Annotated in this window: 14 protein-coding genes and 1 pseudogene; 13 read left to right on the forward strand and 2 right to left on the reverse strand. The window is 60.6% G+C overall.

From position 1 onward, the window contains the following. Positions 1-205: 205 nt before the first annotated feature. On the reverse strand, positions 206-2,425 hold the full coding sequence (locus JFT87_RS06855) for a primosomal protein N' (RefSeq protein ID WP_201199934.1): 2,220 nt from the start codon (positions 2,423-2,425) through the stop codon (positions 206-208). A 291-nt stretch (positions 2,426-2,716) separates the two neighbouring features. Between JFT87_RS06855 and rpmE the strand changes: the two genes are divergently transcribed. The 3 genes from rpmE (at position 2,717) to JFT87_RS06870 (ending at position 5,214) form a co-directional block, all read left to right on the forward strand. After that, positions 2,717-2,947, forward strand: coding sequence for a 50S ribosomal protein L31 (rpmE, locus tag JFT87_RS06860; RefSeq protein WP_008080648.1), 231 nt, complete (start codon positions 2,717-2,719; stop codon positions 2,945-2,947). A gap of 14 nt (positions 2,948-2,961) precedes the next feature. Further along, positions 2,962-3,765 carry a thermonuclease family protein gene (locus JFT87_RS06865; protein WP_201199935.1) on the forward strand — a complete coding sequence of 268 codons (804 nt, stop codon included), beginning with the start codon at positions 2,962-2,964 and terminating at the stop codon, positions 3,763-3,765. Between the two features lie 180 nt (positions 3,766-3,945). Then, positions 3,946-5,214: a malic enzyme-like NAD(P)-binding protein gene (locus tag JFT87_RS06870; RefSeq protein WP_010464435.1), complete on the forward strand. Its 1,269-nt coding sequence runs from the start codon at positions 3,946-3,948 to the stop codon at positions 5,212-5,214. Positions 5,215-5,471: 257 nt separating this feature from the next. Here JFT87_RS06870 and JFT87_RS06875 read toward each other — a convergent pair whose 3' ends face one another. Further along, positions 5,472-7,925, reverse strand: a complete 2,454-nt coding sequence (locus tag JFT87_RS06875; protein ID WP_201199938.1) for a penicillin-binding protein 1A — start codon at positions 7,923-7,925, stop codon at positions 5,472-5,474. Between the two features lie 215 nt (positions 7,926-8,140). Between JFT87_RS06875 and JFT87_RS06880 the strand changes: the two genes are divergently transcribed. The 10 genes and pseudogenes from JFT87_RS06880 (at position 8,141) to JFT87_RS06925 (ending at position 22,644) form a co-directional block, all read left to right on the forward strand. Then, positions 8,141-9,205, forward strand: a complete 1,065-nt coding sequence (locus JFT87_RS06880) for a type IV pilus assembly protein PilM (RefSeq protein ID WP_201199940.1) — start codon at positions 8,141-8,143, stop codon at positions 9,203-9,205. Beyond that, the gene (locus JFT87_RS06885; protein ID WP_201199942.1) at positions 9,205-9,771 is read left to right on the forward strand and encodes a PilN domain-containing protein; all 567 of its coding nucleotides are present in this window, start codon (positions 9,205-9,207) and stop codon (positions 9,769-9,771) included. Before JFT87_RS06880 ends, JFT87_RS06885 begins: the two co-directional genes overlap by 1 nt. Continuing rightward, a pseudogene (pilO, locus tag JFT87_RS06890) lies at positions 9,768-10,390 on the forward strand (type 4a pilus biogenesis protein PilO). Before JFT87_RS06885 ends, pilO begins: the two are co-directional and overlap by 4 nt. Further along, complete coding sequence (locus tag JFT87_RS06895; RefSeq protein WP_201199944.1) at positions 10,387-10,914, forward strand: pilus assembly protein PilP; 528 nt, start codon at positions 10,387-10,389, stop codon at positions 10,912-10,914. The pseudogene pilO and the gene JFT87_RS06895 overlap by 4 nt, the downstream one beginning before the upstream one ends. A gap of 13 nt (positions 10,915-10,927) precedes the next feature. Then, complete coding sequence (gene pilQ / locus JFT87_RS06900) at positions 10,928-13,009, forward strand: type IV pilus secretin PilQ (protein WP_201199946.1); 2,082 nt, start codon at positions 10,928-10,930, stop codon at positions 13,007-13,009. Positions 13,010-13,013: 4 nt separating this feature from the next. Continuing rightward, a complete protein-coding gene (gene aroK, locus JFT87_RS06905; protein WP_201192108.1) occupies positions 13,014-13,532 on the forward strand; it encodes a shikimate kinase AroK in 519 nt (172 codons plus the stop codon). Positions 13,533-13,683: 151 nt separating this feature from the next. Further along, complete coding sequence (gene aroB, locus JFT87_RS06910; RefSeq protein WP_201199948.1) at positions 13,684-14,784, forward strand: 3-dehydroquinate synthase; 1,101 nt, start codon at positions 13,684-13,686, stop codon at positions 14,782-14,784. A gap of 10 nt (positions 14,785-14,794) precedes the next feature. Continuing rightward, the gene (locus tag JFT87_RS06915) at positions 14,795-16,396 is read left to right on the forward strand and encodes an SPOR domain-containing protein (protein WP_201199950.1); all 1,602 of its coding nucleotides are present in this window, start codon (positions 14,795-14,797) and stop codon (positions 16,394-16,396) included. A 350-nt stretch (positions 16,397-16,746) separates the two neighbouring features. Then, on the forward strand, positions 16,747-21,192 hold the full coding sequence (gene gltB, locus JFT87_RS06920; RefSeq protein ID WP_201199951.1) for a glutamate synthase large subunit: 4,446 nt from the start codon (positions 16,747-16,749) through the stop codon (positions 21,190-21,192). A gap of 33 nt (positions 21,193-21,225) precedes the next feature. Next, entirely contained in the window at positions 21,226-22,644 is a 1,419-nt protein-coding gene (locus JFT87_RS06925) for an FAD-dependent oxidoreductase (RefSeq protein ID WP_201199952.1), read from the forward strand. Positions 22,645-22,703: the final 59 nt, after the last annotated feature.

Below are 22,703 nucleotides of genomic sequence, written 5' to 3' on the forward strand. Positions count from 1 at the left end.
TTCGATGCGCTAGTGGAAAAACTGGGCATTATCCGTGGCCCAAGCGTGCTTGCCAACTATAGCGGGCAGGTTATGGATATGTGGTGACAAATCCACCGCCATCGCGAGCAAGCTCGCTCCCACAGTGGATCAGCGGTGTTCATGCATTGTTGGCCCACCACACCCTCCTATGGGAGCGAGCTTGCTCGCGATAGCGATCGATCAATCAATACAAATCGACGGGATCAACATCCAAAGACCAGCGCACCGCCCGCCCACTCGGCATCTGCTCCAGCGCCAGCAACCAACTGCTGAGCAACCGATGCAACGGCGCCCGGGCCGTAGCCTGTAACAACAGCTGCGCCCGATAACGCCCGGCCCGACGCTCCATCGGTGCCGGCACCGGCCCGAGCAATTCGATACCGCTCAGATTCTGCTCGGCCAGCAATCGTTCCGCCTCGCTGCACGCCTCATCGAGAAAGCCTTCGGCCTGCCCCGGTTTGTGCGCCTCGGCCCGCAGCAGCGCGAGGTGCGCAAACGGCGGCAAACCAGCAGCGCGACGCTCGCTCAGGGCCTGTTCGGCAAAGGCGAAATAACCCTGTTCGGTCAGTTGTACCAGCAGCGGATGGTCCGCGAGGTGGGTCTGGATGATGACTCTGCCCGGCTCTTCAGCCCGCCCCGCACGGCCAGCGACCTGAACGATCAACTGCGCCATGCGCTCGCTGGCGCGGAAGTCGCCGGAGAACAGCCCGCCGTCGGCATCGAGAATCGACACCAGCGTCACCCGAGGGAAATGGTGCCCTTTGGCAAGCATTTGCGTGCCGACCAAAATGCACGGCTGGCCTTTTTGAATGGTTGCGAATAGCTGATTCATCGCGTCCTTGCGCGAGGTGCTGTCCCGATCAACCCGCAACACCGGCACGTCCGGAAACAGAATCGCCAAGCGTTCTTCGGCGCGCTCGGTGCCCGCGCCGACGGGCCGCAAATCGACCTTGCCGCATTTCGGACAGTGCCGGGGCACGCGTTCAACGTAGCCGCAATGGTGGCAACGCAATTCGCCGGAGCGCTGGTGCACGGTCATCCGCGCATCGCAGCGTTGGCACTCGGACATCCAGCCGCAATCGTGGCAGAGCAAGGTCGGCGCAAAGCCGCGGCGGTTGAGGAAAACCAATACTTGCTGGCCGGCAGCCAAGGTCTGGCCGATGGCCTGCTGCATCGGCCCGGAAATCCCGCTATCGAGCGGGCGACTTTTCACATCCAGACGCAGGAAGCGTGGCTGCTTGGCGCCGCCAGCCCGCTCATTCAGGCGTAGGAGGCCGTAGCGGCCGGTGTAGGCGTTGTGCAGGCTTTCCAGCGAAGGCGTGGCGGAGCCGAGGACAATCGGGATGTTTTCCTGCCGGGCGCGGACCAAGGCCAGGTCGCGGGCGTGGTAGCGCAAGCCTTCCTGCTGTTTATAAGAGCCGTCGTGCTCTTCGTCGATGATGATCAGGCCGGGGTTTTTCATCGGCGTGAACAGCGCCGAACGGGTGCCGATAATAATGTCGGCGTCGCCGTCCCGGGCGGCGAGCCAGGCTTCCAGGCGCTCGCGATCATTGACCGCCGAGTGGATCAGCGCGATCCGGGCGTTGAAGCGCTGCTCGAAGCGCGCCAGGGTTTGCGGACCGAGGTTGATCTCCGGGATCAGCACCAGCGCTTGCTTGCCGGCCTCAAGGGTTTCGCGGATCAGTTGCAAATAGACTTCGGTCTTGCCGCTGCCGGTGACGCCAGCCAGCAGAAACGCGTGATAACTGTCGAACCCGGCACGGATCGCCTCGTAGGCGGCGCGTTGTTCCGGGTTGAGCGGCAGCTCCGGCTGGGCCAGCCAATGTTCATGACGGGCGCCGGGGGCGTGCTTGCGGATTTCCACTTGCACCAGGTCTTTGGCCAGCAACAGATCGAGGCTGTCCTTGCTCAACATCAGTTTACTCAGCAACTGATGAGCCACGCCGTGCGGGTGTTGAGCCAGCGTCGCCAGGGCATCACGCTGGCGCGGGGCACGGGCGATGCGCGGATCATCGAGGCTGGCGCCGGGGGCGGCAGACCAGAAGCGCTCCTGGCGTGCTTCCGCCAGTTCACCCTGGCGCAACAGCACCGGCAACGCCCAGCTCAAGGTATCTCCGAGGCTGTGCTGGTAATACTGGGACGTCCACAGGCACAGCTTGAATAGCGCGGGCGGCAGCGGCGGCGTGGCATCGAGCAGGGCCAGGGCCGGTTTAAGCTTTTCCACCGGCACTTCGCTGGTGTCGGTGACCTCCACCAGAATCCCGATCATCTCCCGCCGGCCAAACGGCACTCGCAGGCGCATGCCCGGCTGCAACTGGGCGCGCAGGACTCCGGCCGGGGCACGGTAATCGAACAGGCGGCGCAGCGGCGAAGGCAGGGCAAGGCGCAAAATGGCGTCGGGCACGCGGGGGATTCTCTTTGGGCGGGCAATAATTGAATGGCTGTGCGCATAACTTGTGGGAGCGGGCTTGCTCGCGAAAGCGTTGCGTCAGACAACGTAAATGCTGACTGACACGCCCTCTTCGCGAGCAAGCCCGCTCCCACAGGGATGGTGTTAAGTGCCGGGAGCCTAGCAGACGGTCGGTAGAAGGGACAGCTTGCGTGATTGCAAAGGTCTGGTAGAATCCGCGGCCTAATTACGTGCGGTATTCAACAATAGTGTTGAGTGGCGGCACGCTAGCCTGAGGAATACACCATGAAAGCCGATATCCATCCAGCATACGAAACTATCGAAGTAACTTGCAGCTGCGGCAACAAGTTCGAAACTCGTTCGAACCTGTGCAAGCCACTGGGTACTGACGTATGCAACGAGTGCCACCCGTTCTACACCGGTAAGCAGAAGACTCTGGATACTGGCGGCCGTGTACAGCGCTTCGCAGACCGCTTCGGTGCTTTCGGCAAGAAAGCTCCAGCTGCTGCAGAGTAAGGCTGAAGAGCCCGATGGGCTTTTCCCTGCTGTTGAAAAAGGCGTCCCTTGCGGGCGCCTTTTTTGTGTCCGCAATTTGGCTTTCCGGCGCCCAGGCCTTCTGCCCGGCGCCGAGCGGTTTGACGTCTGTCGCCGTGCAGCGAGTGGTGGACGGCGACACCCTGCGCCTGAGCGATGGCCGCAGTGTGCGGATGATCGGCTTGAATACTCCGGAACTGGGGCGCCAAGGCCGCACCGACGAACCGTTCGCCGTGGCGGCACGCAAACGCCTTGAAGCGCTGGTTGCTGCCAGCAATGACCAAGTGGGTTTGCTGCCCGGTAAAGAGGCCAAGGATCGCTACGGCCGCACCTTGGCTCACGTCTACGGTGCTGACGGCGCCAATCTCGAAGCGCAAATGCTCGCCGAAGGCCTCGGTTTTCAGGTGGCCGTGGCGCCGAATGTTGATTTGGTGGCGTGCCAACAAGCGGCGGAGCGCGCGGCCCGACAGGCTGGTCTTGGTCTGTGGCGACAGTCGCCTGTACTGAAAGCGGAGCAGATCCGCGCGTCCGGTTTCGCCGTGCTCAGTGGTCGTGTGAGCAAGGTTCAACGCAATCGCGGCGGGGTTTGGATCGAGTTGCAGGATTCGGTTGTATTGCGCGTTGCACCCAATCTGCTCGGGCAGTTCGATGTCGCCGCGCTTGAACGGCTCAAAGGCAAGCAGATTGAGGCCCGAGGCTGGGTGCTGGACCGTTCCCGCCGAGGCGGCCTTGAGGGTGGCCAAGCGCGCTGGCTGCTGCCGCTTGGCGATCCGTCGATGCTTCAAACCACCTCGCGATAAAAAATTGTAGACATTTTTAATCAGGATTGTGAACAGTAAAGCCCTTGTGTTCCGTGGCTCTTGGCCCAAAGTCGTAGGGCAGGGCGCTTGACAGGGGTGACTGGTCAGTCTTGTAGGGACTTTGCGACACGCGTATCCTCGGCGGTCCGTCTGTCCAACAGTAAAAAGCGGAATGCCCACATGTCTGATTTGAAAACTGCCGCTCTCGAATATCACGCCCATCCTCGTCCAGGGAAGCTGAGTGTCGAGCTCACCAAGGCCACCGCTACCGCTCGCGACCTGTCGCTGGCCTACAGCCCCGGCGTAGCCGAACCAGTACGCGAAATCGCCCGCGATCCTGAACTGGCCTACAAATACACCGGCAAGGGCAACCTGGTTGCAGTCATTTCCGATGGCACCGCGATTCTCGGCCTGGGTAACCTCGGCCCATTGGCTTCCAAGCCAGTGATGGAAGGTAAAGGCGTGTTGTTCAAGCGCTTCGCCGGCATCGACGTTTTCGACATCGAAGTCGACTCCGAAAGCCCGCAAGCCTTCATCGACACCGTCAAGCGTATTTCCATCACCTTCGGTGGCATCAACCTGGAAGACATCAAGGCACCTGAGTGCTTTGAGATCGAACGTGCTCTGATCGAGCAGTGCGACATTCCGGTATTCCACGATGACCAGCACGGCACCGCGATCGTTACCGCTGCCGGCATGATCAACGCCCTGGAAATCGCTGGCAAAACCCTCGCTGACGCCAAGATCGTCTGCCTGGGCGCTGGTGCGGCCGCTATCTCCTGCATGAAATTGCTGGTGAGCATGGGCGCCAACATCGAAAACATCTTCATGGTTGACCGTACCGGCGTGATCCACTCCGGCCGTGACGACCTGAACCAGTACAAAGCTGTCTTCGCTCACGCGACCGACAAGCGCACCCTGGCTGATGCCCTGACCGGTGCTGACGTGTTCGTTGGCCTGTCTGGCCCGAACCTGTTGAGCGCTGAAGGCCTGAAGTCCATGGCGGCCAACCCGATCGTGTTCGCGTGCTCCAATCCTGATCCGGAAATCGCCCCGGAACTGGCTCACGCCACCCGTGACGACGTGATCATGGCGACCGGCCGTTCGGACTACCCGAACCAGGTCAACAACGTACTGGGCTTCCCGTTCATCTTCCGCGGTGCCTTGGACGTTCGCGCCAAGCGCATCAACGAAGAAATGAAAGTGGCTGCGGCCAACGCCCTGCGTGAACTGGCCAAGCTGCCGGTTCCTCAGGAAGTGTGCGACGCCTACGGCGGCATCAAACTGGAATTCGGTCGTGAGTACATCATCCCGAAACCAATGGATGCCCGTCTGATCACCGTGATCTCCGATGCCGTGGCCAAGGCCGCCATCGAGACCGGCGTAGCAACCCTGCCGTATCCGAAGAACTACCCGCTGAAAAGCGTGGATGACGTGTTCAACGGCTAAGCTGTTGTAACGCTTCAACCGAAAGCCCCGGCTCTTATTGAGTCGGGGCTTTTTTATGCCTGTGGATTTTGTGGTGTTTGTGAGGGCCCCTTCGCGGGCAAGCCTCGCTCCTACAGATTTAGGTCGCTCGCGATATTGCTTACGACGGAAACCTGTAGGAGCGAGGCTTGCCCGCGAAGAGGTCGGCACAGAAAACACAGATATAAAAAAGCCCCGCGCTTCTCTCGAAGGCGGGGCTTTTGCGTTGCGCTACCCGATCAGAACAAATCGATCGGTGCCGCTTCGTCCGCTGGCAGCGGGCTACCCGGCGCAGCGCCGTTGCCCAGCTCGTTCACCGACGGTGGCGTGTCTTCGGCCTTGAACAGCTCGAAGTAGGCCCCAGGTGTGCTTGGGGTGGCTGCACGGCCGCTGACCGGGTCGACCCGCAGGCTGAGGATGCCTTCCGGTTCGGCTTGCGTGTGTGGCGGCTTGCCTTTGAGCGCAGCGCCCATGTAGTTCATCCAGATCGGCAGCGCGACGGTGCCACCGAACTCCTTGCGACCCAGGCTTTCAGGTTGGTCGAAACCGGTCCAGACCGTGGTCACGTAATCGGCGTTGTAGCCGGAGAACCAGGCGTCCTTGGATTCGTTGGTGGTACCGGTCTTGCCCGCGATGTCCGGACGACCCAGGGCCAGTGCGCGGCGGCCGGTACCGAGTTTGATCACGTCCTCGAGCATGCTGTTGAGGATGAACGTGGTGCGGCCATCGACAATGCGCTCGGCCAGGGCCGGGGTTTGCGGCAGTGTGCCAGGCGCGGCCGGTGCGGCAGGCGCTTCGCCCGGGGTCGGGTTGACCGTGAACGACTGGGCGGCCGGCGCAGCTACACCGCTGGTCGCTGCATTACCTTGAGGCACCGACGGCGGGTTGGCGACGAACAACGTGTCGCCATTGCGGCTTTCGATCTTGTCGATGATGTACGGGGTGATCTTGTAGCCGCCGTTGGCGAAGGTGCTCCAGCCGGTCGCGATCTCCATTGGCGTCAGGGTCGCGGTGCCGAGGGCCAGGGACAGGTTGCGCGGCAGATCCTGCTTGTTGAAGCCGAACCGGCTGATGTAGTCGATGGTGCGATCAACGCCCAGCGCCTGCACCAGTCGGATCGACACCAGGTTACGCGACTTGTACAGCCCTTCACGCAAGCGGATCGGGCCGAGGAAGGTGTTGGTGTCGTTCTTCGGACGCCAGACCTTGTCCAGGTACTCGTCGACAAACACGATCGGCGCATCGTTCACCAGCGTGGCGGCGGTGTAGCCGTTATCCAGCGCAGCGCTATAAACGAATGGCTTGAAGCTCGAACCCGGCTGACGCTTGGCCTGCAGGGCGCGGTTGTAGTTGCTCTGCTCGAAGGCGAAGCCGCCGACCAGCGACCGAATCGCGCCGTTCTGCGGATCAAGGGAGACCAGTGCGCCCTGGGCCTGCGGAATCTGGCTGAACTTCAGCGAGTTGTCCGCCTGGCGTTGTACGCGGATCAAGTCACCGACCTGAGCCACATCCGACGGCTGTTTCGGGTTGGCGCCCATGCTGTTGGTGTTCAGGAATGGCCGTGCCCACTTCATGCTGTCCCAGCCAACGTGCTCGTCGCCGGTGCGGGTCATCACTTGCAGACCGTTTTTGTCGATCTGGGTGACGATAGCCGGCTCAAGGCTGCTGATGGTGCGCTGCTTGGTCAGTTCGGTGGCCCAGGCTTCACGAGTCTTGCCCGGCAGGCGCGACTCAGGACCGCGGTAGCCGTGACGCTGGTCGTAGGTCATCAAGCCTTCGTGGACTGCGGTGTTGGCCATTTCCTGCAAGTTGCTCGGCACGGTAGTCGTGACGCGGAAACCTTCGGTATAGGCGTCGCTGCCATAACGGCCGACCATTTCGGCACGGGCCATTTCGGCGATGTACGGCGCATTCACTTCCGGGGTCGGCACGTGATAACTGGCGTTCAGCGGTTCGTTGATCGCGGTGGTGTAGTCCGCCTCGCTGATCTTGCCGAGCTTGTACATGCGCCCGAGGATCCAGTCGCGACGCTCCTTGCTGCGGGCCGGGTTGGCCAGCGGGTTGAAGCGCGACGGGGCTTTTGGCAGGCCGGCGATCATCGCCATCTGCGCCAGGCTCACATCACGAATCGATTTGCCGTAGTAGACCTGCGCCGCCGCCTCGATGCCGTAGGCGCGGTTACCCAGATAAATCTTGTTGACGTACAACTCAAGGATCTCGTCCTTGGTCAGTTGCCGTTCGATTTGAAGGGCTAGCAGGATTTCGGTGGTTTTGCGCGAGAAGCTGCGTTCGCTGCTCAGGAAGAAGTTCTTCGCCACCTGCATGGTGATGGTGCTGCCGCCGGACTGGATGTGTCCGCTTTTAACCAGTTGGGTCGCGGCACGCATCAGGCTGCTGGGGTCGACACCATAGTGGTTGGCGAAATTGTCGTCTTCAGCACTTAGTAACGCATTGATGAAATTGGGGGGAATGTCGGCGAAACGGATTGGAGTCCGGCGCATTTCGCCAAATTCTGCAATCAACTTGTTGTCGCTGCTGTATACCCGTAGAGGAATCTGCAACTGAATGCTTCTCAGCGCCTCCACGGATGGCAAACCCGGACTAAGGTAAAGATAGGCGCCACTGAGACCTAAAAGCAGTCCGCAGAAAACGGCGACGATGGACCAACCGAAAAATTTCAGCAGACGAATCAAGGCTTTTGGACATCCAGGGCAAAGAATGAATTTGGCATCAGGGTCTCGGCTACACAGAGAACGACCCGCGCCGGCAGTAAAAGCGGAAAAAAACGCTGGGCATTATAAGCATTTTTCCGCAGGGAGCGTTATTTGCGCTTCTGTCAAGAAGGGGTGATTGAACGCAACACACATTACAGAGTCCGTAACTCACGGATAGTCATAGGGAATTGGTAGTGCTAGGACTCTTCAATAAAAAGACCAAAACGGTCTTGGGGATCGACATCAGCTCCACGTCGGTGAAGCTTTTGGAGCTGAGCCGCCAGGGCGACCGTTATCGGGTCGAGGCTTATGCGGTTGAACCGCTGCCGCCCAGCGCCGTGGTCGAGAAAAACATCGCCGAGCTCGAAGGTGTGGGCCAGGCACTGTCGCGTGTGCTGCTCAAGGCCCGGACCAGTATCCGCAACGTGGCCGTGGCCGTGGCCGGGTCGGCGGTGATCACCAAGACCATCGAGATGGACGCCGGGCTCTCCGACGACGAGATGGAGAACCAGCTCAAGATCGAGGCCGATCAATACATCCCTTATCCATTGGACGAAGTCGCCATCGACTTCGAAGTCCAGGGCCCATCGGCGCGAAACCCCGAGCGGGTCAATGTGCTGCTGGCCGCCTGTCGCAAAGAAAACGTCGAAGTCCGTGAAGCCGCTCTGGCCTTGGCCGGGCTGACCGCCAAAGTGGTCGACGTCGAGGCCTACGCCCTCGAACGTTCCTTTGGTCTGCTGGTAACCCAACTCGCTTCCAACCAAGAGCGCCCGACCGTCGCGGTAGTGGACATCGGCGCGACCATGACCACCCTGAGCGTGCTGCACAACGGCCGGATCATCTACACCCGCGAACAATTGTTCGGCGGTCGCCAGCTCACCGAAGAAATCCAGCGCCGTTACGGGCTGACCCTCGAACAGGCCGGGCTGGCCAAAAAACAGGGCGGCTTGCCCGACGACTACGTCAGCGAGGTGTTGCAGCCCTTTCGCGAGGCCTTGGTGCAGCAGGTGTCTCGTTCATTGCAGTTTTTCTTTGCGTCCGGTCAGTACAACTCGGTCGACAATATCCTGCTGGCCGGCGGCACCGCCTCGGTCCCCGGGCTCGACCGGCTGATCGAACAGCGGCTGGGGACGCCGACCCAGGTCGCCAACCCCTTTGCCGATATGGCACTGAGCAGCAAGGTCAACGCCGGCGCCCTGGCCAGTGATGCCCCGGCCTTGATGATTGCCTGCGGTCTGGCCCTCAGGAGTTTCGACTGATGGCGCGGATCAACCTTTTACCCTGGCGCGAAGAACTGCGCGAAGAACGCCGCAAGCGTTTTCTGCTGACGCTGGCGGGTGTGCTGGTCGGCTCGGTGGGTTTGCTCCTGATTGCCGATCAGGTCATCAGCAGCGCCATTGATCAACAAGTGGCCCGTAACGATTACCTGGGCAAACAGATTGCCGTGGTCGATGAGCGAATCAAGCAAATCAGTGACCTCAAGGCCCGTCGCCAGCAATTGGTGGAGCGCATGCGCATCATCCAGGACTTGCAAGGTAACCGGCAGATCAGCGGGCGAATTTTCGACCAGTTGGCGCGAACGCTGCCGGACGGGGTGTACTTCACCGAAGTAAAACTGACCGGCAAGACCCTGGCCATCACCGGTGCGGCGGAGTCGAACAACAAAGTATCGGAGTTGATGCGCAATCTGGAGGCCTCCGACTGGTTCGACGCGCCGAGTCTGACCGAGGTCAAGGCGACGACCGCCGGTCAGCTGGACCAGGCCAACGTTTTTCAGCTGACCGTCCATCAGACTCAGCCTGCCTCGATGGAGGTCGCTAAATGAGGCCATCCGAATGGTTCGAAGGGCTGCGCAAGATCGACATCAACGATCTGGACACCAACAACATGGGTTCCTGGCCGCCGCGGTGAAAGCCATCGCCGGCGCCCTGTTGATGGTGCTGGTGCTGGCGCTTGGTTATAACTTTTTCATCAGCGACCTGGAAACCGAACTCGAAACCAAACGCGACGAGGAGGCCACGCTCAAGGACCAATTCGCCAGCAAGGCCAGCATGGCGGCGAACCTTGAGCTCTACACCCAACAGATGAAAGAGATGGAGAACTCCTTCGGCGTGCTGTTGCGGCAATTGCCCAGCGACACCGAAGTGCCCGGCCTGCTGGAGGACATCACCCGCACCGGCCTGGGCAGTGGCCTGGAGTTCGAAGAGATCAAGTTGCTGCCGGAAGTCACCCAGCAGTTCTACATCGAGTTGCCGATCCAGATCACCGTGACCGGCGCCTACCACGACCTGGCGACGTTCGTCAGTGGCGTGGCGGGGTTGCCGCGAATCGTCACGCTGCATGACTTCGACCTTGCGCCGGCCAATCCCGAAGGTGGTGCGAAGCTGCGCATGAGCATCCTCGCCAAGACCTACCGCTACAACGACAAGGGGCTGCAAAAATGACCCCGTTTCGTTGTTTATCCATCGGTGTGTTGCTGGCGAGCCTGGCCGGGTGTGGCGGTGACAATGGCTTCAGCGACCTCGACGCGTACATGAACGAAGTGCGTCTGCATCCAGCCGGCAAGATTGAACCAACGCCGACATTCCGGTCTTCCCCCACATTCACCTATAGCGCCGCCAGCCTGCGCAGCCCGTTTTCACGGCAGGTCAGAGTCGACATGGCCGGTCAAAAGCACGGTTCGCGTAACGTCAAACCTGACCTTAATCGGGTCAAGCAGTACCTCGAAGGATTCAACATCGAGCAGTTTGAAATGGTCGGCACGATCTCCAATGCCAGCGGTTCCTTTGCGCTGCTGCGTGGGGCGGGTGGTGTGCATCGGTTGAAAGTCGGCGATTACCTGGGGCGTAACGATGGGCGGATCGTCGCCATCAGCGGCTCGCAGGTCGATGTGGTCGAAATCGTTCCCGATGGCGAAGGCGCCTGGCTGGAACGGCCGCGGACCATCCCTTTGAAAGAGCACTCATAGTGGAACTCGAACAATGAACAGGATTTTCTCAACCTTCGGTATTTCGCTATGGATAGCGCTGCTGTCGCCGATGGTACTAGCGGCCAACCTCAATACGCTGGATGTCGCAGCACTGCCGGGTGACCGCGTCGAGTTGAAGTTGACCTTCGATGGTCCGCCACCTCCGCCCCACGGTTACACCACAGAACAACCGGCGCGAATTGCACTGGATCTGCCGGGCGTGGTCAGCAAACTGGCGAGCAAAAATCGTGAGCTGGGTGGCGGCAACGCGCGCAGTGCCACGGTGGTGGAGGCCAAGGACCGCACGCGACTGATCATCAACCTGACCCAACTGACGCCCTATAGCACCCGGGTTGCCGGCAACACGCTGTTCGTGGTCATCGGGCAAGGCGCCAACGGCGCGGCGGCCAAACCGGTCGCCAGCGCACCGCGCGTCGCCACTGCCAAACCGGCTCCCGCAAAAACCTACGCACCCGTGAGCAAGGCTATTCGGGGCGTGGACTTTCAGCGCGGTACCCAGGGCGAAGGCAATGTGGTGATCGATCTATCGGATCCGACCATCGCCCCGGACATTCAAGAGCGAGAAGGCAAGATCATCCTCGGTTTCGCCAGGACCCAGTTGCCCGAGCCGTTGCGCGTGCGGCTGGACGTCAAGGACTTCGCCACCCCGGTGCAGTTCGTCAACGCCGCTGCCACCGGCGACCGCGCCACGATCAGCATCGAGCCTGTCGGCGCTTATGAGTATTCGACCTACCAGACCGACAATAAGCTGACCGTCAGCATCCGGGCGGTGACCGCCGACGACTTGCAGAAGCGTAACGCCGAGCGCTTTGCGTATACCGGTGAAAAGCTTTCGCTGAATTTCCAGGACATCGACGTGCGCTCGGTGCTGCAGCTGATCGCCGACTTCACCAACCTCAACCTGGTGGCCAGCGACACCGTGCAGGGCGGCATCACGTTGCGTCTGCAGAACGTGCCGTGGGATCAGGCGCTGGACCTGGTACTGAAAACCAAGGGTTTGGATAAACGCAAGATTGGCAACGTGTTGCTGGTTGCACCCGCGGATGAGATCGCCGCCCGTGAGCGCCAGGAGCTGGAGTCGCAGAAACAGATCGCCGAACTGGCGCCGCTGCGTCGTGAGCTATTGCAGGTCAACTACGCCAAGGCTGCCGATATCGCCAAACTGTTCACCTCGGTGACCAGCGCTGAGGCGAAAGTCGACGAGCGGGGTTCAATCACCGTCGACGATCGAACCAACAACATCATCGCCTACCAGACCCAGGATCGCCTCGACGAGCTTCGCCGCATCGTTGCGCAACTGGATATCCCGGTGCGTCAGGTGATGATCGAAGCGCGGATCGTCGAAGCCAACGTCGATTACGACAAGAGTCTCGGCGTGCGCTGGGGCGGGTCGGTCCAGAACAAGGGTAACTGGAACACCTCGGGTGTCAGTAATGGGACTTCAACCACTATTGGTACGCCCGGCAGCACCAGCACCAACTCACCGTTCGTCGACATGGGCACGGCGGGCAATACGTCGGGGATCGGCATCGCCTTCATCACCGACAATGTGTTGCTCGACCTTGAGCTGACGGCCATGGAGAAGACCGGTAACGGCGAAATCGTCTCGCAACCCAAAGTGGTCACATCCGACAAGGAAACCGCGAAAATCCTTAAAGGCACCGAGATTCCCTATCAGGAAGCCAGCTCCAGCGGTGCGACATCCGTGTCGTTCAAGGAGGCGTCGCTGTCCCTGGAGGTGACGCCGCAAATCACCCCGGATAACCGCATCATCATGGAGGTCAAGGTCACCAAGGACGAACCGGACTACCTCAACAAAGTGCAGGACGTACCGCCAATCAAGAAAAACGAGGTCAACGCCAAGGTGTTGGTCAATGACGGCGAGACCATCGTCATCGGCGGGGTTTTCTCAAATACTCAGAGCAAGGTTGTAGATAAGGTGCCATTTCTCGGCGATGTGCCGTATCTTGGCCGCCTTTTCCGGCGTGACGTGGTTTCGGAGAAAAAATCCGAGCTGCTGGTATTTCTCACTCCGCGTATCATGAATAACCAGGCGATTGCTGTGAGTCGTTGATTCTGTGCGAAATTTGATTCTTGTAGGACCGATGGGGGCTGGTAAAAGCACCATCGGCCGGTTGCTGGCCAAAGAGCTGCGCCTGCCATTCAAAGATTCCGACAAGGAAATTGAATTGCGCACGGGCGCCAATATCCCGTGGATCTTCGATAAGGAAGGCGAACCCGGCTTTCGTGATCGCGAGCAAGCGATGATCGAGGAGCTGTGCGCGTGCGACGGCGTGGTACTGGCGACCGGCGGCGGTGCAGTCATGCGCGAAGCCAATCGTCGGGCCCTGCATGCCGGGGGGCGTGTGGTTTATCTCCACGCATCCGTCGAGCAGCAAGTCGGCCGCACCGCCCGTGACCGCAATCGTCCGCTGTTGCGCACCGCCGATCCGGCCAAGACCCTTCGGGACTTGCTGGCGATCCGCGATCCGCTTTATCGGGAAATCGCCGATCTGGTGGTTGAAACCGATGAGCGGCCACCGCGAATGGTGGTGCTCGACATCCTCGAACGCTTGCAGCAGCTACCTCCCCGTTAAAGCGCAGCGCGAAATGCGCTATCCTCGGCGTCCTGTCATGGCCGCTCAAGGTTGTGGCGGATGGCTATCAACCGGCGTCATGCCAGCAGATGCCGCGGACATTGGTTAACTCAAGGCAGGACGCCTGATTCCATCTTCACTGTGGGGACACATGCAGACACTCAAGGTCGATCTAGGCGAGCGCAGCTACCCGATTCATATTGGCGAAGGTTTGTTGGATCAGCCCGAGTTGCTAGCCCCTCACGTTCGCGGGCGGCAAGTGGCAATCATCTCCAACGAGACTGTGGCACCGCTCTATCTCGAACGTCTGACCAAAAGCCTCGCACAGTTCTCGGTCGTCTCGGTGGTATTGCCCGATGGCGAAGCCTTCAAGACCTGGGAAACCCTGCAATTGATTTTCGACGGTCTGCTGACCGCCCGGCACGACCGCCGCACCACAGTGATCGCCCTCGGTGGCGGCGTGATTGGTGACATGGCCGGTTTTGCAGCGGCCTGCTACCAGCGCGGCGTCGATTTCATCCAGGTGCCGACCACATTGCTGTCGCAAGTCGACTCGTCGGTGGGCGGCAAGACCGGCATCAACCATCCGCTGGGCAAGAACATGGTCGGCGCCTTCTATCAGCCCAATGTGGTGCTGATCGATACCGCCACCCTCAATACTTTGCCGGCTCGCGAACTGTCTGCGGGCCTGGCGGAAGTCATCAAATACGGGTTGATCTGCGACGAGCCGTTCCTCACCTGGCTTGAAGAAAACGTCGATCGCCTGCGCGCCCTGGATCAGGTGGCCCTGACTTATGCGATCGAACGCTCCTGCGCGGCCAAGGCTGCGGTGGTCGGTGCCGACGAAAAGGAAACCGGCGTGCGCGCCACGCTGAACCTGGGGCACACCTTCGGCCACGCCATCGAAACCCACATGGGCTATGGTGTGTGGTTACACGGTGAAGCGGTGGCTGCTGGCACCGTAATGGCGCTGGAAATGTCTGCACGCCTGGGCTGGATCAGCGAGCAAGAGCGAGATCGCGGTATTCGCCTGTTCCAGCGTGCCGGCCTGCCGGTCATCCCGCCTGAAGAGATGACTGAAGCCGATTTTCTCGAACACATGGCAATTGACAAGAAAGTGATCGACGGTCGTTTGCGCCTGGTGCTGCTGCGCCAAATAGGCGAAGCAGTGGTGACCGACGATTATCCGAAAGAGGTTCTACAGGCCACGCTGGGAGCGGATTACCGCGCCCTGGCTCAGCTTAAAGGTTAATAAGATCCCGATGACTAGTTTGCATGCCGACGAGGCTTTCCTCGGCCATTACCAGTTAAGTCATGACCCTTTTGCTCCACGGGTGCCTGGCTTCAAATTTTTCCCGGCCCAGCGCAAACCGGTGCTGGGACAACTGCATCACCTGGCCCGTTACAGCCAGTTGCTGCTGGTGGTCACCGGCCCGCAAGGTAGCGGCAAGACCCTGTTGCGTCAGGCCCTGGTGGCCAGCACCAACAAGCAGTCCGTGCAGAGCGTGGTGGTTTCCGCTCGTGGTGCCGGCGATGCTGCAGGTGTGCTGCGTCAGGTCGCCCAAGCGCTGAACGTGGCCCAGGCTGAGGTCGGCGCGATTCTGGCCCAAGTGGTTCAGCTTGCCCTCACCGGGCAGGAAGTCTACTTGCTGGTGGATGACGCCGAGCAGCTCGACGAATCCGCACTCGAGGCCTTGATGGCCCTGGCGGCCGGTGCACCGGAAGGTCGCCCGCACGTGTTCCTGTTCGGTGAATCGTCGCTGATCGCTCAACTGGAGGCGCTGAGCCTTGAGGAAGAGCGCTTCCACGTCATCGAATTGCAGCCTTACACCGAAGAAGAAACTCGCGAATATCTGGACCAGCGGCTCGAAGGCGCCGGTCGGGGTATCGAACTTTTTACCGCGGATCAGATCTCTGATATTCACGAAAGCTCCGACGGTTGGCCTGGCAACATCAACCAGGTCGCCCGCGATGCGATGATCGAAGCCATGATTGCCAGCCGCACAGCGGTGAAGCGTCCAAGTATGGGGTTCAACATGCCGAAGAAACACGTATTGGCGATTTCTGCCGTAGTCGTGGTCGCGGTAGCCGCCGCCTGGTTGATGCCGGGCCGCAGCAAGACACCGACCACCGGCGCACCGGCCAACGAACAGGCTCAGCTGCCACTGGGCACGCCAAAACCGAACGCCGCCGGAGGTGCTCCATCCGTGGAGTTCGCCGGTAACACGCAGCCGATGCCGTTGCCGCTGGTCGGCCAGTCGCAACCGGTCATGCGCAGCCCGCTGGCCGAAGCGGCCGGTGGCATCACTGAGGGCGACGACGGCGTGCCGGTCGAAGGCTCCAGCGCTACGCCGCCGACCGTGACCACTATCGCGCCGCCTACGGGCATCCAGCCGGGTCCTGCGCCGACGCCTGCCGCCAAGCCTGTGCCTGCTGTCAAACCGGCTCCGGCACCGACTCAGGTCGCTACTGCCAAGCCAGCGCCTGCCCCCGTGGCCAAACCGGCGCCAGCGCCTGCCAAGCCTGTGGTTGCTGCCAAACCTGCCGAGAAGCCGGTTGCCGTGGCCAAGGCCGCCGGTAGCGGCTGGTACGCCGGGCAAGCGCCGGGCAACTACGTGGTGCAGATTCTCGGCACCAGCTCCGAAGCCTCTGCGCAAACCTTCGTCAAGGAGCAGGGCGGCGAGTACCGTTATTTCAAGAAAGTCCTCAACGGCAAACCGCTTTACGTCATCACCTACGGCAGCTTCGCCAACCGCGATGCAGCTGTTACCGCTATCAAGGCCTTGCCAGCGAAGGTTCAGGCTGGTAAACCTTGGCCTCGCTCCGTCGCCAGCGTCCAACAGGAACTGGCAACAGCTCGCTGAAGATTCGGCGGCCTTACCCAGGCCGCCTCTCCCGGCACCTCAAAATTTCTACAAGCGCATGCCGCCTCTACAGGCCGCGTGCCTTGTGGTGTCTGCGTCACAGTAGTCTTTGAGTCGTTGCGGTCAACATTAAAAATGTTTTGACTAGCACAGCAGATCGCTTTAAACCTTTCACAAATGCGACATAGATTTGCGACAGATCGTCGTCAAATTTGTGAGCCCCTGTGTCGGTGTGTACAATGACCTCCCTTTTGCTCCCGCAAAGCCGACGTACGTTCGGCGTGGGCGGCAAGTGGTTGAATTGAAAAGAAATTTGCCTCGAAAAGAGGCAGCCTGGTGAGAAAGTGTCTATGAAAGCAGGTCTGTACCAACCAGATGAATTCAAGGATAACTGCGGTTTTGGCCTGATAGCCCATATGCAGGGCGAGCCCAGTCATACCCTTTTGCAAACGGCCATTGAGGCCCTGACCTGCATGACCCACCGCGGTGGGATCAACGCCGACGGCAAGACCGGTGACGGTTGCGGCTTGCTGATTCAAAAGCCGGATGTGTTCCTGCGAGCCATCGCCCAGGAAACCTTCGGCGTCGAATTGCCCAAGCAATATGCCGTGGGCATGGTCTTCTTCAATCAGGACCCGGTCAAAGCCGAGGCCGCTCGCGAGAACATGAACCGCGAGATCCTCGCTGCCGGCCTGACACTTGTCGGCTGGCGCAAAGTGCCGATCGATACCAGCGTCCTCGGCCGCCTGGCCCTCGAGCGCCTGCCGCAGATCGAGCAGGTGTACATCGGCGGTGAAGGTCTGAGCGATCAGGAGATGGCGGTCAAACTGTTCACCTCCCGTCGTCGCTCGTCGGTGGCCAACGCCGCTGACGCCGATCACTATGTCTGCAGCTTTTCGCACAAAACCATTATTTATAAAGGCCTGATGATGCCGGCGGACCTCACCGCCTTCTATCCAGACCTCAGCGACCAGCGCCTGCAAACCTCGATTTGCGTGTTCCACCAGCGCTTCTCGACCAACACCCTGCCGAAATGGCCGTTGGCGCAGCCGTTCCGCTTCCTCGCCCACAACGGCGAGATCAACACCATCACCGGCAACCGTAACTGGGCCGTGGCGCGTCGTACCAAGTTCACCAACGATTTGATGGACCTGGAAGAACTCGGCCCGCTGGTTAACCGTGTTGGCTCCGACTCCTCCAGCATGGACAACATGCTCGAGCTGATGGTCACCGGCGGCATCGACCTGTTCCGTGGCGTGCGGATGATCATTCCGCCTGCGTGGCAGAACGTCGAAACCATGGACCCGGATCTGCGGGCGTTCTACGAATACAACTCGATGCACATGGAACCGTGGGACGGCCCGGCCGGCGTGGTAATGACCGATGGTCGTTACGCGGTGTGCCTGCTCGACCGTAACGGTCTGCGTCCGGCGCGTTGGGTCACCACCAAAAACGGTTTCATCACCCTGGCGTCGGAAATCGGTGTCTGGAACTACCAGCCTGAAGACGTGATCGCCAAGGGCCGCGTTGGTCCGGGCCAGATCTTTGCCGTGGACACCGAAACCGGTCAGATCCTCGACACCGACGCGATCGACAACCGCTTGAAGTCTCGTCATCCGTACAAGCAATGGCTGCGCAAGAATGCCCTGCGCATCCAGGCGACCATGGAAGACAACGACCACGGTTCAGCTTTCTACGACGTCGACCAGCTCAAGCAGTACATGAAGATGTACCAGGTCACTTTCGAAGAACGTGATCAGGTGCTGCGTCCGCTCGGCGAGCAAGGCTACGAAGCCGTTGGCTCGATGGGCGACGATACGCCGATGGCCGTGCTGTCCCAGCGCGTGCGTACGCCGTACGACTATTTCCGCCAGCAGTTCGCGCAGGTCACCAACCCGCCGATCGACCCGCTGCGTGAAGCCATCGTCATGTCGCTGGAGATCTGCCTCGGTGCCGAGCGCAACATCTTCCAGGAGTCGCCGGAACACGCTTCGCGCGTGATCCTCAGCTCGCCGGTGATTTCCCCGGCCAAGTGGCGCTCGCTGATGAACCTCGACCGTCCGGGTTTCGAACGGGCGATCATCGACCTCAACTACGACGAAAGCGTCGGCCTCGAAGCGGCGATCCGCAACGTCGCCGATCAGGCTGAAGAAGCCGTTCGCTCCGGTCGTACCCAGGTTGTATTGAGTGACCGTCACATTGCCCCGGGCAAGTTGCCGATCCACGCTTCGCTCGCCACCGGCGCGGTACACCACCGCCTGACCGAAAAAGGCCTGCGTTGCGACTCCAACATCCTCGTGGAAACGGCGACTGCTCGCGACCCGCATCACTTTGCGGTGTTGATCGGTTTCGGCGCCTCGGCGGTTTATCCGTTCTTGGCCTACGAAGTGCTGGGCGATCTGATCCGTACCGGTGAAGTGCTGGGCGACCTCTATGAGGTGTTCAAGAACTACCGCAAAGGCATCACCAAAGGTCTGCTGAAGATATTGTCGAAGATGGGCATCTCGACCATTACTTCGTACCGCGGTGCGCAGTTGTTCGAAGCCATTGGCCTGTCCGAAGAAGTTTGCGAATTGAGCTTCCGCGGCGTGCCGAGCCGCATCAAGGGTGCGCGTTTCGTCGACATCGAAGCCGAGCAGAAAGCCCTCGCCGCCGAGGCCTGGAGCCCGCGCAAGCCGATCCAGCAGGGCGGTCTGCTGAAATTCGTCCACGGTGGCGAATATCACGCTTACAACCCGGACGTGGTCAGCACCCTGCAAGCCGCTGTGCAGCAGGGCGACTACAGCAAGTTCAAGGAATACACGGCGCTGGTGGACAACCGTCCGGTGTCGATGATCCGCGACATGTTCAAGGTCAAAACCCTGGACACGCCGCTGGACATCAGCGAGATCGAACCGCTGGAATCGGTGCTCAAACGCTTCGACTCCGCGGGCATCTCCCTCGGTGCACTGTCGCCAGAAGCCCACGAAGCCCTGGCCGAAGCCATGAACCGCCTCGGTGCCCGTTCCAACTCCGGCGAAGGCGGCGAAGACCCGGCGCGCTACGGCACCATCAAGAGCTCGAAAATCAAGCAAGTGGCGACTGGTCGTTTCGGTGTAACTCCGGAATACCTGGTCAACGCTGAAGTGCTGCAGATCAAAGTCGCTCAGGGCGCCAAGCCCGGCGAAGGTGGTCAGTTGCCAGGGGGCAAGGTCAACGGTCTGATCGCCAAGCTGCGTTACGCAGTGCCGGGCGTGACCCTGATTTCGCCGCCGCCGCACCACGACATCTATTCGATTGAAGACTTGTCGCAGCTGATTTTCGACTTGAAACAAGTCAACCCGAAGGCCCTGGTCTCGGTGAAATTGGTTGCAGAAGCGGGCGTCGGCACCATCGCCGCCGGTGTGGCCAAGGCCTACGCGGACTTGATCACCATCTCCGGCTACGACGGCGGCACCGGCGCATCGCCGCTGACCTCGATCAAATACGCGGGCGCTCCGTGGGAACTCGGCCTGGCCGAAACCCACCAGACCCTGCGCGGCAACGACCTGCGCGGTAAAGTCCGGGTACAAACCGACGGCGGCCTGAAAACCGGCCTCGACGTGATCAAGGCAGCCATTCTCGGCGCTGAAAGCTTCGGCTTCGGCACCGCGCCAATGATCGCCCTGGGCTGCAAATACCTGCGCATCTGCCACCTGAACAACTGCGCCACCGGCGTCGCGACTCAGAACGAGAAGCTGCGTAAAGACCACTACATCGGCACCGTCGACATGGTGATCAACTTCTTCACCTACGTCGCTGAAGAAACCCGTGAGTGGCTGGCCAAGCTGGGCGTGCGCTCCCTCGAAGAGCTGATCGGTCGTACCGATCTGCTGGACATCCTCGAAGGCCAGACCGCCAAGCAGCAACATCTGGACCTGACCCCGTTGCTGGGCAGCGATCACATCCCGGCAGACAAGCCTCAATTCTGCCAGGTCGACCGCAACCCGCCGTTCGACAAAGGCCTGCTGGCCGAGAAAATGGTCGACATGGCCACTTCGGCCATCAACGACATGAGCGGCGCCGATTTCGCGCTGGATATCTGCAACTGCGACCGTTCGATCGGCGCGCGGATCTCCGGTGAAATCGCGCGCAAGCACGGCAACCAAGGCATGGCGAACGCGCCGATCACCTTCCGCTTCAAAGGGACGGCTGGTCAGAGCTTCGGTGTGTGGAACGCCGGCGGCCTGAACATGTACCTGGAAGGCGACGCCAACGACTACGTCGGCAAAGGCATGACCGGCGGCAAGCTGGTCATCGTGCCGCCCAAGGGCAGCGTCTACAAGACTCAGGACAGCGCCATTATCGGCAACACCTGCCTGTACGGCGCCACGGGCGGCAAGCTGTTCGCCGCTGGCACCGCGGGCGAGCGTTTCGCCGTGCGTAACTCCGGTGCTCACACCGTGGTTGAAGGCACCGGCGATCACTGCTGCGAGTACATGACCGGTGGTTTCGTCTGCGTCCTGGGCAAGACCGGTTACAACTTCGGCTCAGGCATGACCGGCGGTTTCGCCTACGTGCTCGACCAGGACAACACCTTCGTTGACCGGGTCAACCACGAACTGGTGGAAATCCAGCGGATCAGCGGCGAAGCGATGGAAGCCTATCGCAGCCACCTGCAACGCGTGCTGGACGAATACGTCGCGGAAACCGACAGCGAATGGGGTCGTAACCTCGCTGAAAACCTCGACGACTATCTGCGCCGTTTCTGGCTGGTCAAGCCCAAGGCTGCCAACCTGAAATCGTTGCTTTCCAGCACCCGTGCCAATCCGCAGTGATATGCGCCTGAAGAGTTTGATGAGGTTTTAACAATGGCTGAACGTCTGAATAACGACTTCCAGTTCATCGACGTCGGGCGCAAAGATCCGAAGAAGAAACTGTTGCGTCAACGCAAGAAAGAGTTCGTGGAAATCTACGAACCCTTCAAACCCCAGCATTCGGCCGATCAGGCCCACCGCTGCCTGGGTTGCGGTAACCCGTATTGCGAATGGAAGTGCCCGGTGCACAACTTCATTCCCAACTGGCTGAAACTGGTGGCCGAGGGCAACATCCTCCAGGCCGCCGAGCTGTCGCACCAGACCAACACCCTGCCGGAAGTCTGCGGCCGGGTGTGCCCGCAGGATCGTCTGTGCGAGGGTGCGTGCACCCTTAACGACGGCTTCGGCGCGGTGACCATCGGTTCGGTCGAGAAGTACATCACCGACACCGCGTTCGCCATGGGCTGGCGCCCGGACATGTCCAAGGTCAAGCCGACCGGCAAACGTGTCGCGGTCATCGGCGCAGGCCCGGCCGGCCTGGGTTGTGCCGACGTGCTGGTACGTGGCGGCGTGACCCCGGTGGTGTTCGACAAGAACCCGGAAATCGGCGGTCTGCTGACCTTCGGCATCCCCGAGTTCAAGCTGGAAAAGACCGTGCTGAGCAATCGCCGCGAAGTCTTCACCGGCATGGGCATCGAGTTCCGCCTGAACACCGAAGTGGGCAAGGACGTGACCGTCGAGCAACTGCTCGAAGAATACGATGCCGTGTTCATGGGCATGGGCACCTACACCTACATGAAGGGCGGCTTTGCCGGTGAGGACCTGCCGGGCGTGCATGACGCTTTGGATTACCTGATCGCCAACGTCAATCGCAACCTGGGCTTTGAAAAGTCGCCGGAAGATTTCGTCGACATGAAAGGCAAGAAGGTTGTGGTACTGGGCGGCGGCGACACGGCCATGGACTGCAACCGCACGTCGATTCGCCAGGGCGCCAAGTCGGTGACCTGCGCTTATCGTCGTGACGAAGCAAACATGCCGGGCTCGCGCAAAGAGGTGAAGAACGCCAAGGAAGAAGGCGTGAAATTCCTCTACAACCGCCAGCCGATTGCCATCGTCGGTGAAGACCGCGTCGAAGGCGTGAAAGTGGTCGAGACCCGTCTCGGCGAACCGGACGCCCGTGGCCGTCGCAGCCCTGAACCGATCCCGGGTTCCGAAGAGATCATCCCGGCAGATGCCGTGGTCATCGCGTTCGGTTTCCGTCCAAGCCCGGCGTCGTGGTTTGAGCAGTTCGAGATCCAGACCGACAGCCAGGGCCGCGTTGTGGCCCCGGAGCAGGGTAAATACAAGCACCAGACCAGCAACCCGAAAATCTTCGCCGGTGGCGACATGGTTCGCGGTTCTGACCTGGTGGTGACGGCGATCTTCGAAGGCCGCAATGCCGCCGAAGGGATCCTGGATTACCTGGGCGTCTGATCACTTTCCAGAATTGGAATGCGATCAAAATGTGGGAGCGGGCTTGCTCGCGAAGGCGG

The sequence above is a fragment of the Pseudomonas sp. TH15 genome (assembly GCF_016651105.1).
Classification (GTDB): domain Bacteria; phylum Pseudomonadota; class Gammaproteobacteria; order Pseudomonadales; family Pseudomonadaceae; genus Aquipseudomonas.

What these genes read in the sequence shown, in the direction of transcription:
- rpmE (WP_008080648.1), top strand. Translation starts at nt 2,717, where the DNA reads ATGAAAGCCGATATCCATCCAGCATACGAAACTATCGAAGTAACTTGC.
- JFT87_RS06865 (WP_201199935.1), top strand. Translation starts at nt 2,962, where the DNA reads ATGGGCTTTTCCCTGCTGTTGAAAAAGGCGTCCCTTGCGGGCGCCTTT.
- JFT87_RS06870 (WP_010464435.1), top strand. Translation starts at nt 3,946, where the DNA reads ATGTCTGATTTGAAAACTGCCGCTCTCGAATATCACGCCCATCCTCGT.
- JFT87_RS06885 (WP_201199942.1), top strand. Translation starts at nt 9,205, where the DNA reads ATGGCGCGGATCAACCTTTTACCCTGGCGCGAAGAACTGCGCGAAGAA.
- JFT87_RS06895 (WP_201199944.1), top strand. Translation starts at nt 10,387, where the DNA reads ATGACCCCGTTTCGTTGTTTATCCATCGGTGTGTTGCTGGCGAGCCTG.
- pilQ (WP_201199946.1), top strand. Translation starts at nt 10,928, where the DNA reads ATGAACAGGATTTTCTCAACCTTCGGTATTTCGCTATGGATAGCGCTG.
- aroB (WP_201199948.1), top strand. Translation starts at nt 13,684, where the DNA reads ATGCAGACACTCAAGGTCGATCTAGGCGAGCGCAGCTACCCGATTCAT.
- JFT87_RS06915 (WP_201199950.1), top strand. Translation starts at nt 14,795, where the DNA reads ATGACTAGTTTGCATGCCGACGAGGCTTTCCTCGGCCATTACCAGTTA.
- gltB (WP_201199951.1), top strand. Translation starts at nt 16,747, where the DNA reads ATGAAAGCAGGTCTGTACCAACCAGATGAATTCAAGGATAACTGCGGT.
- JFT87_RS06925 (WP_201199952.1), top strand. Translation starts at nt 21,226, where the DNA reads ATGGCTGAACGTCTGAATAACGACTTCCAGTTCATCGACGTCGGGCGC.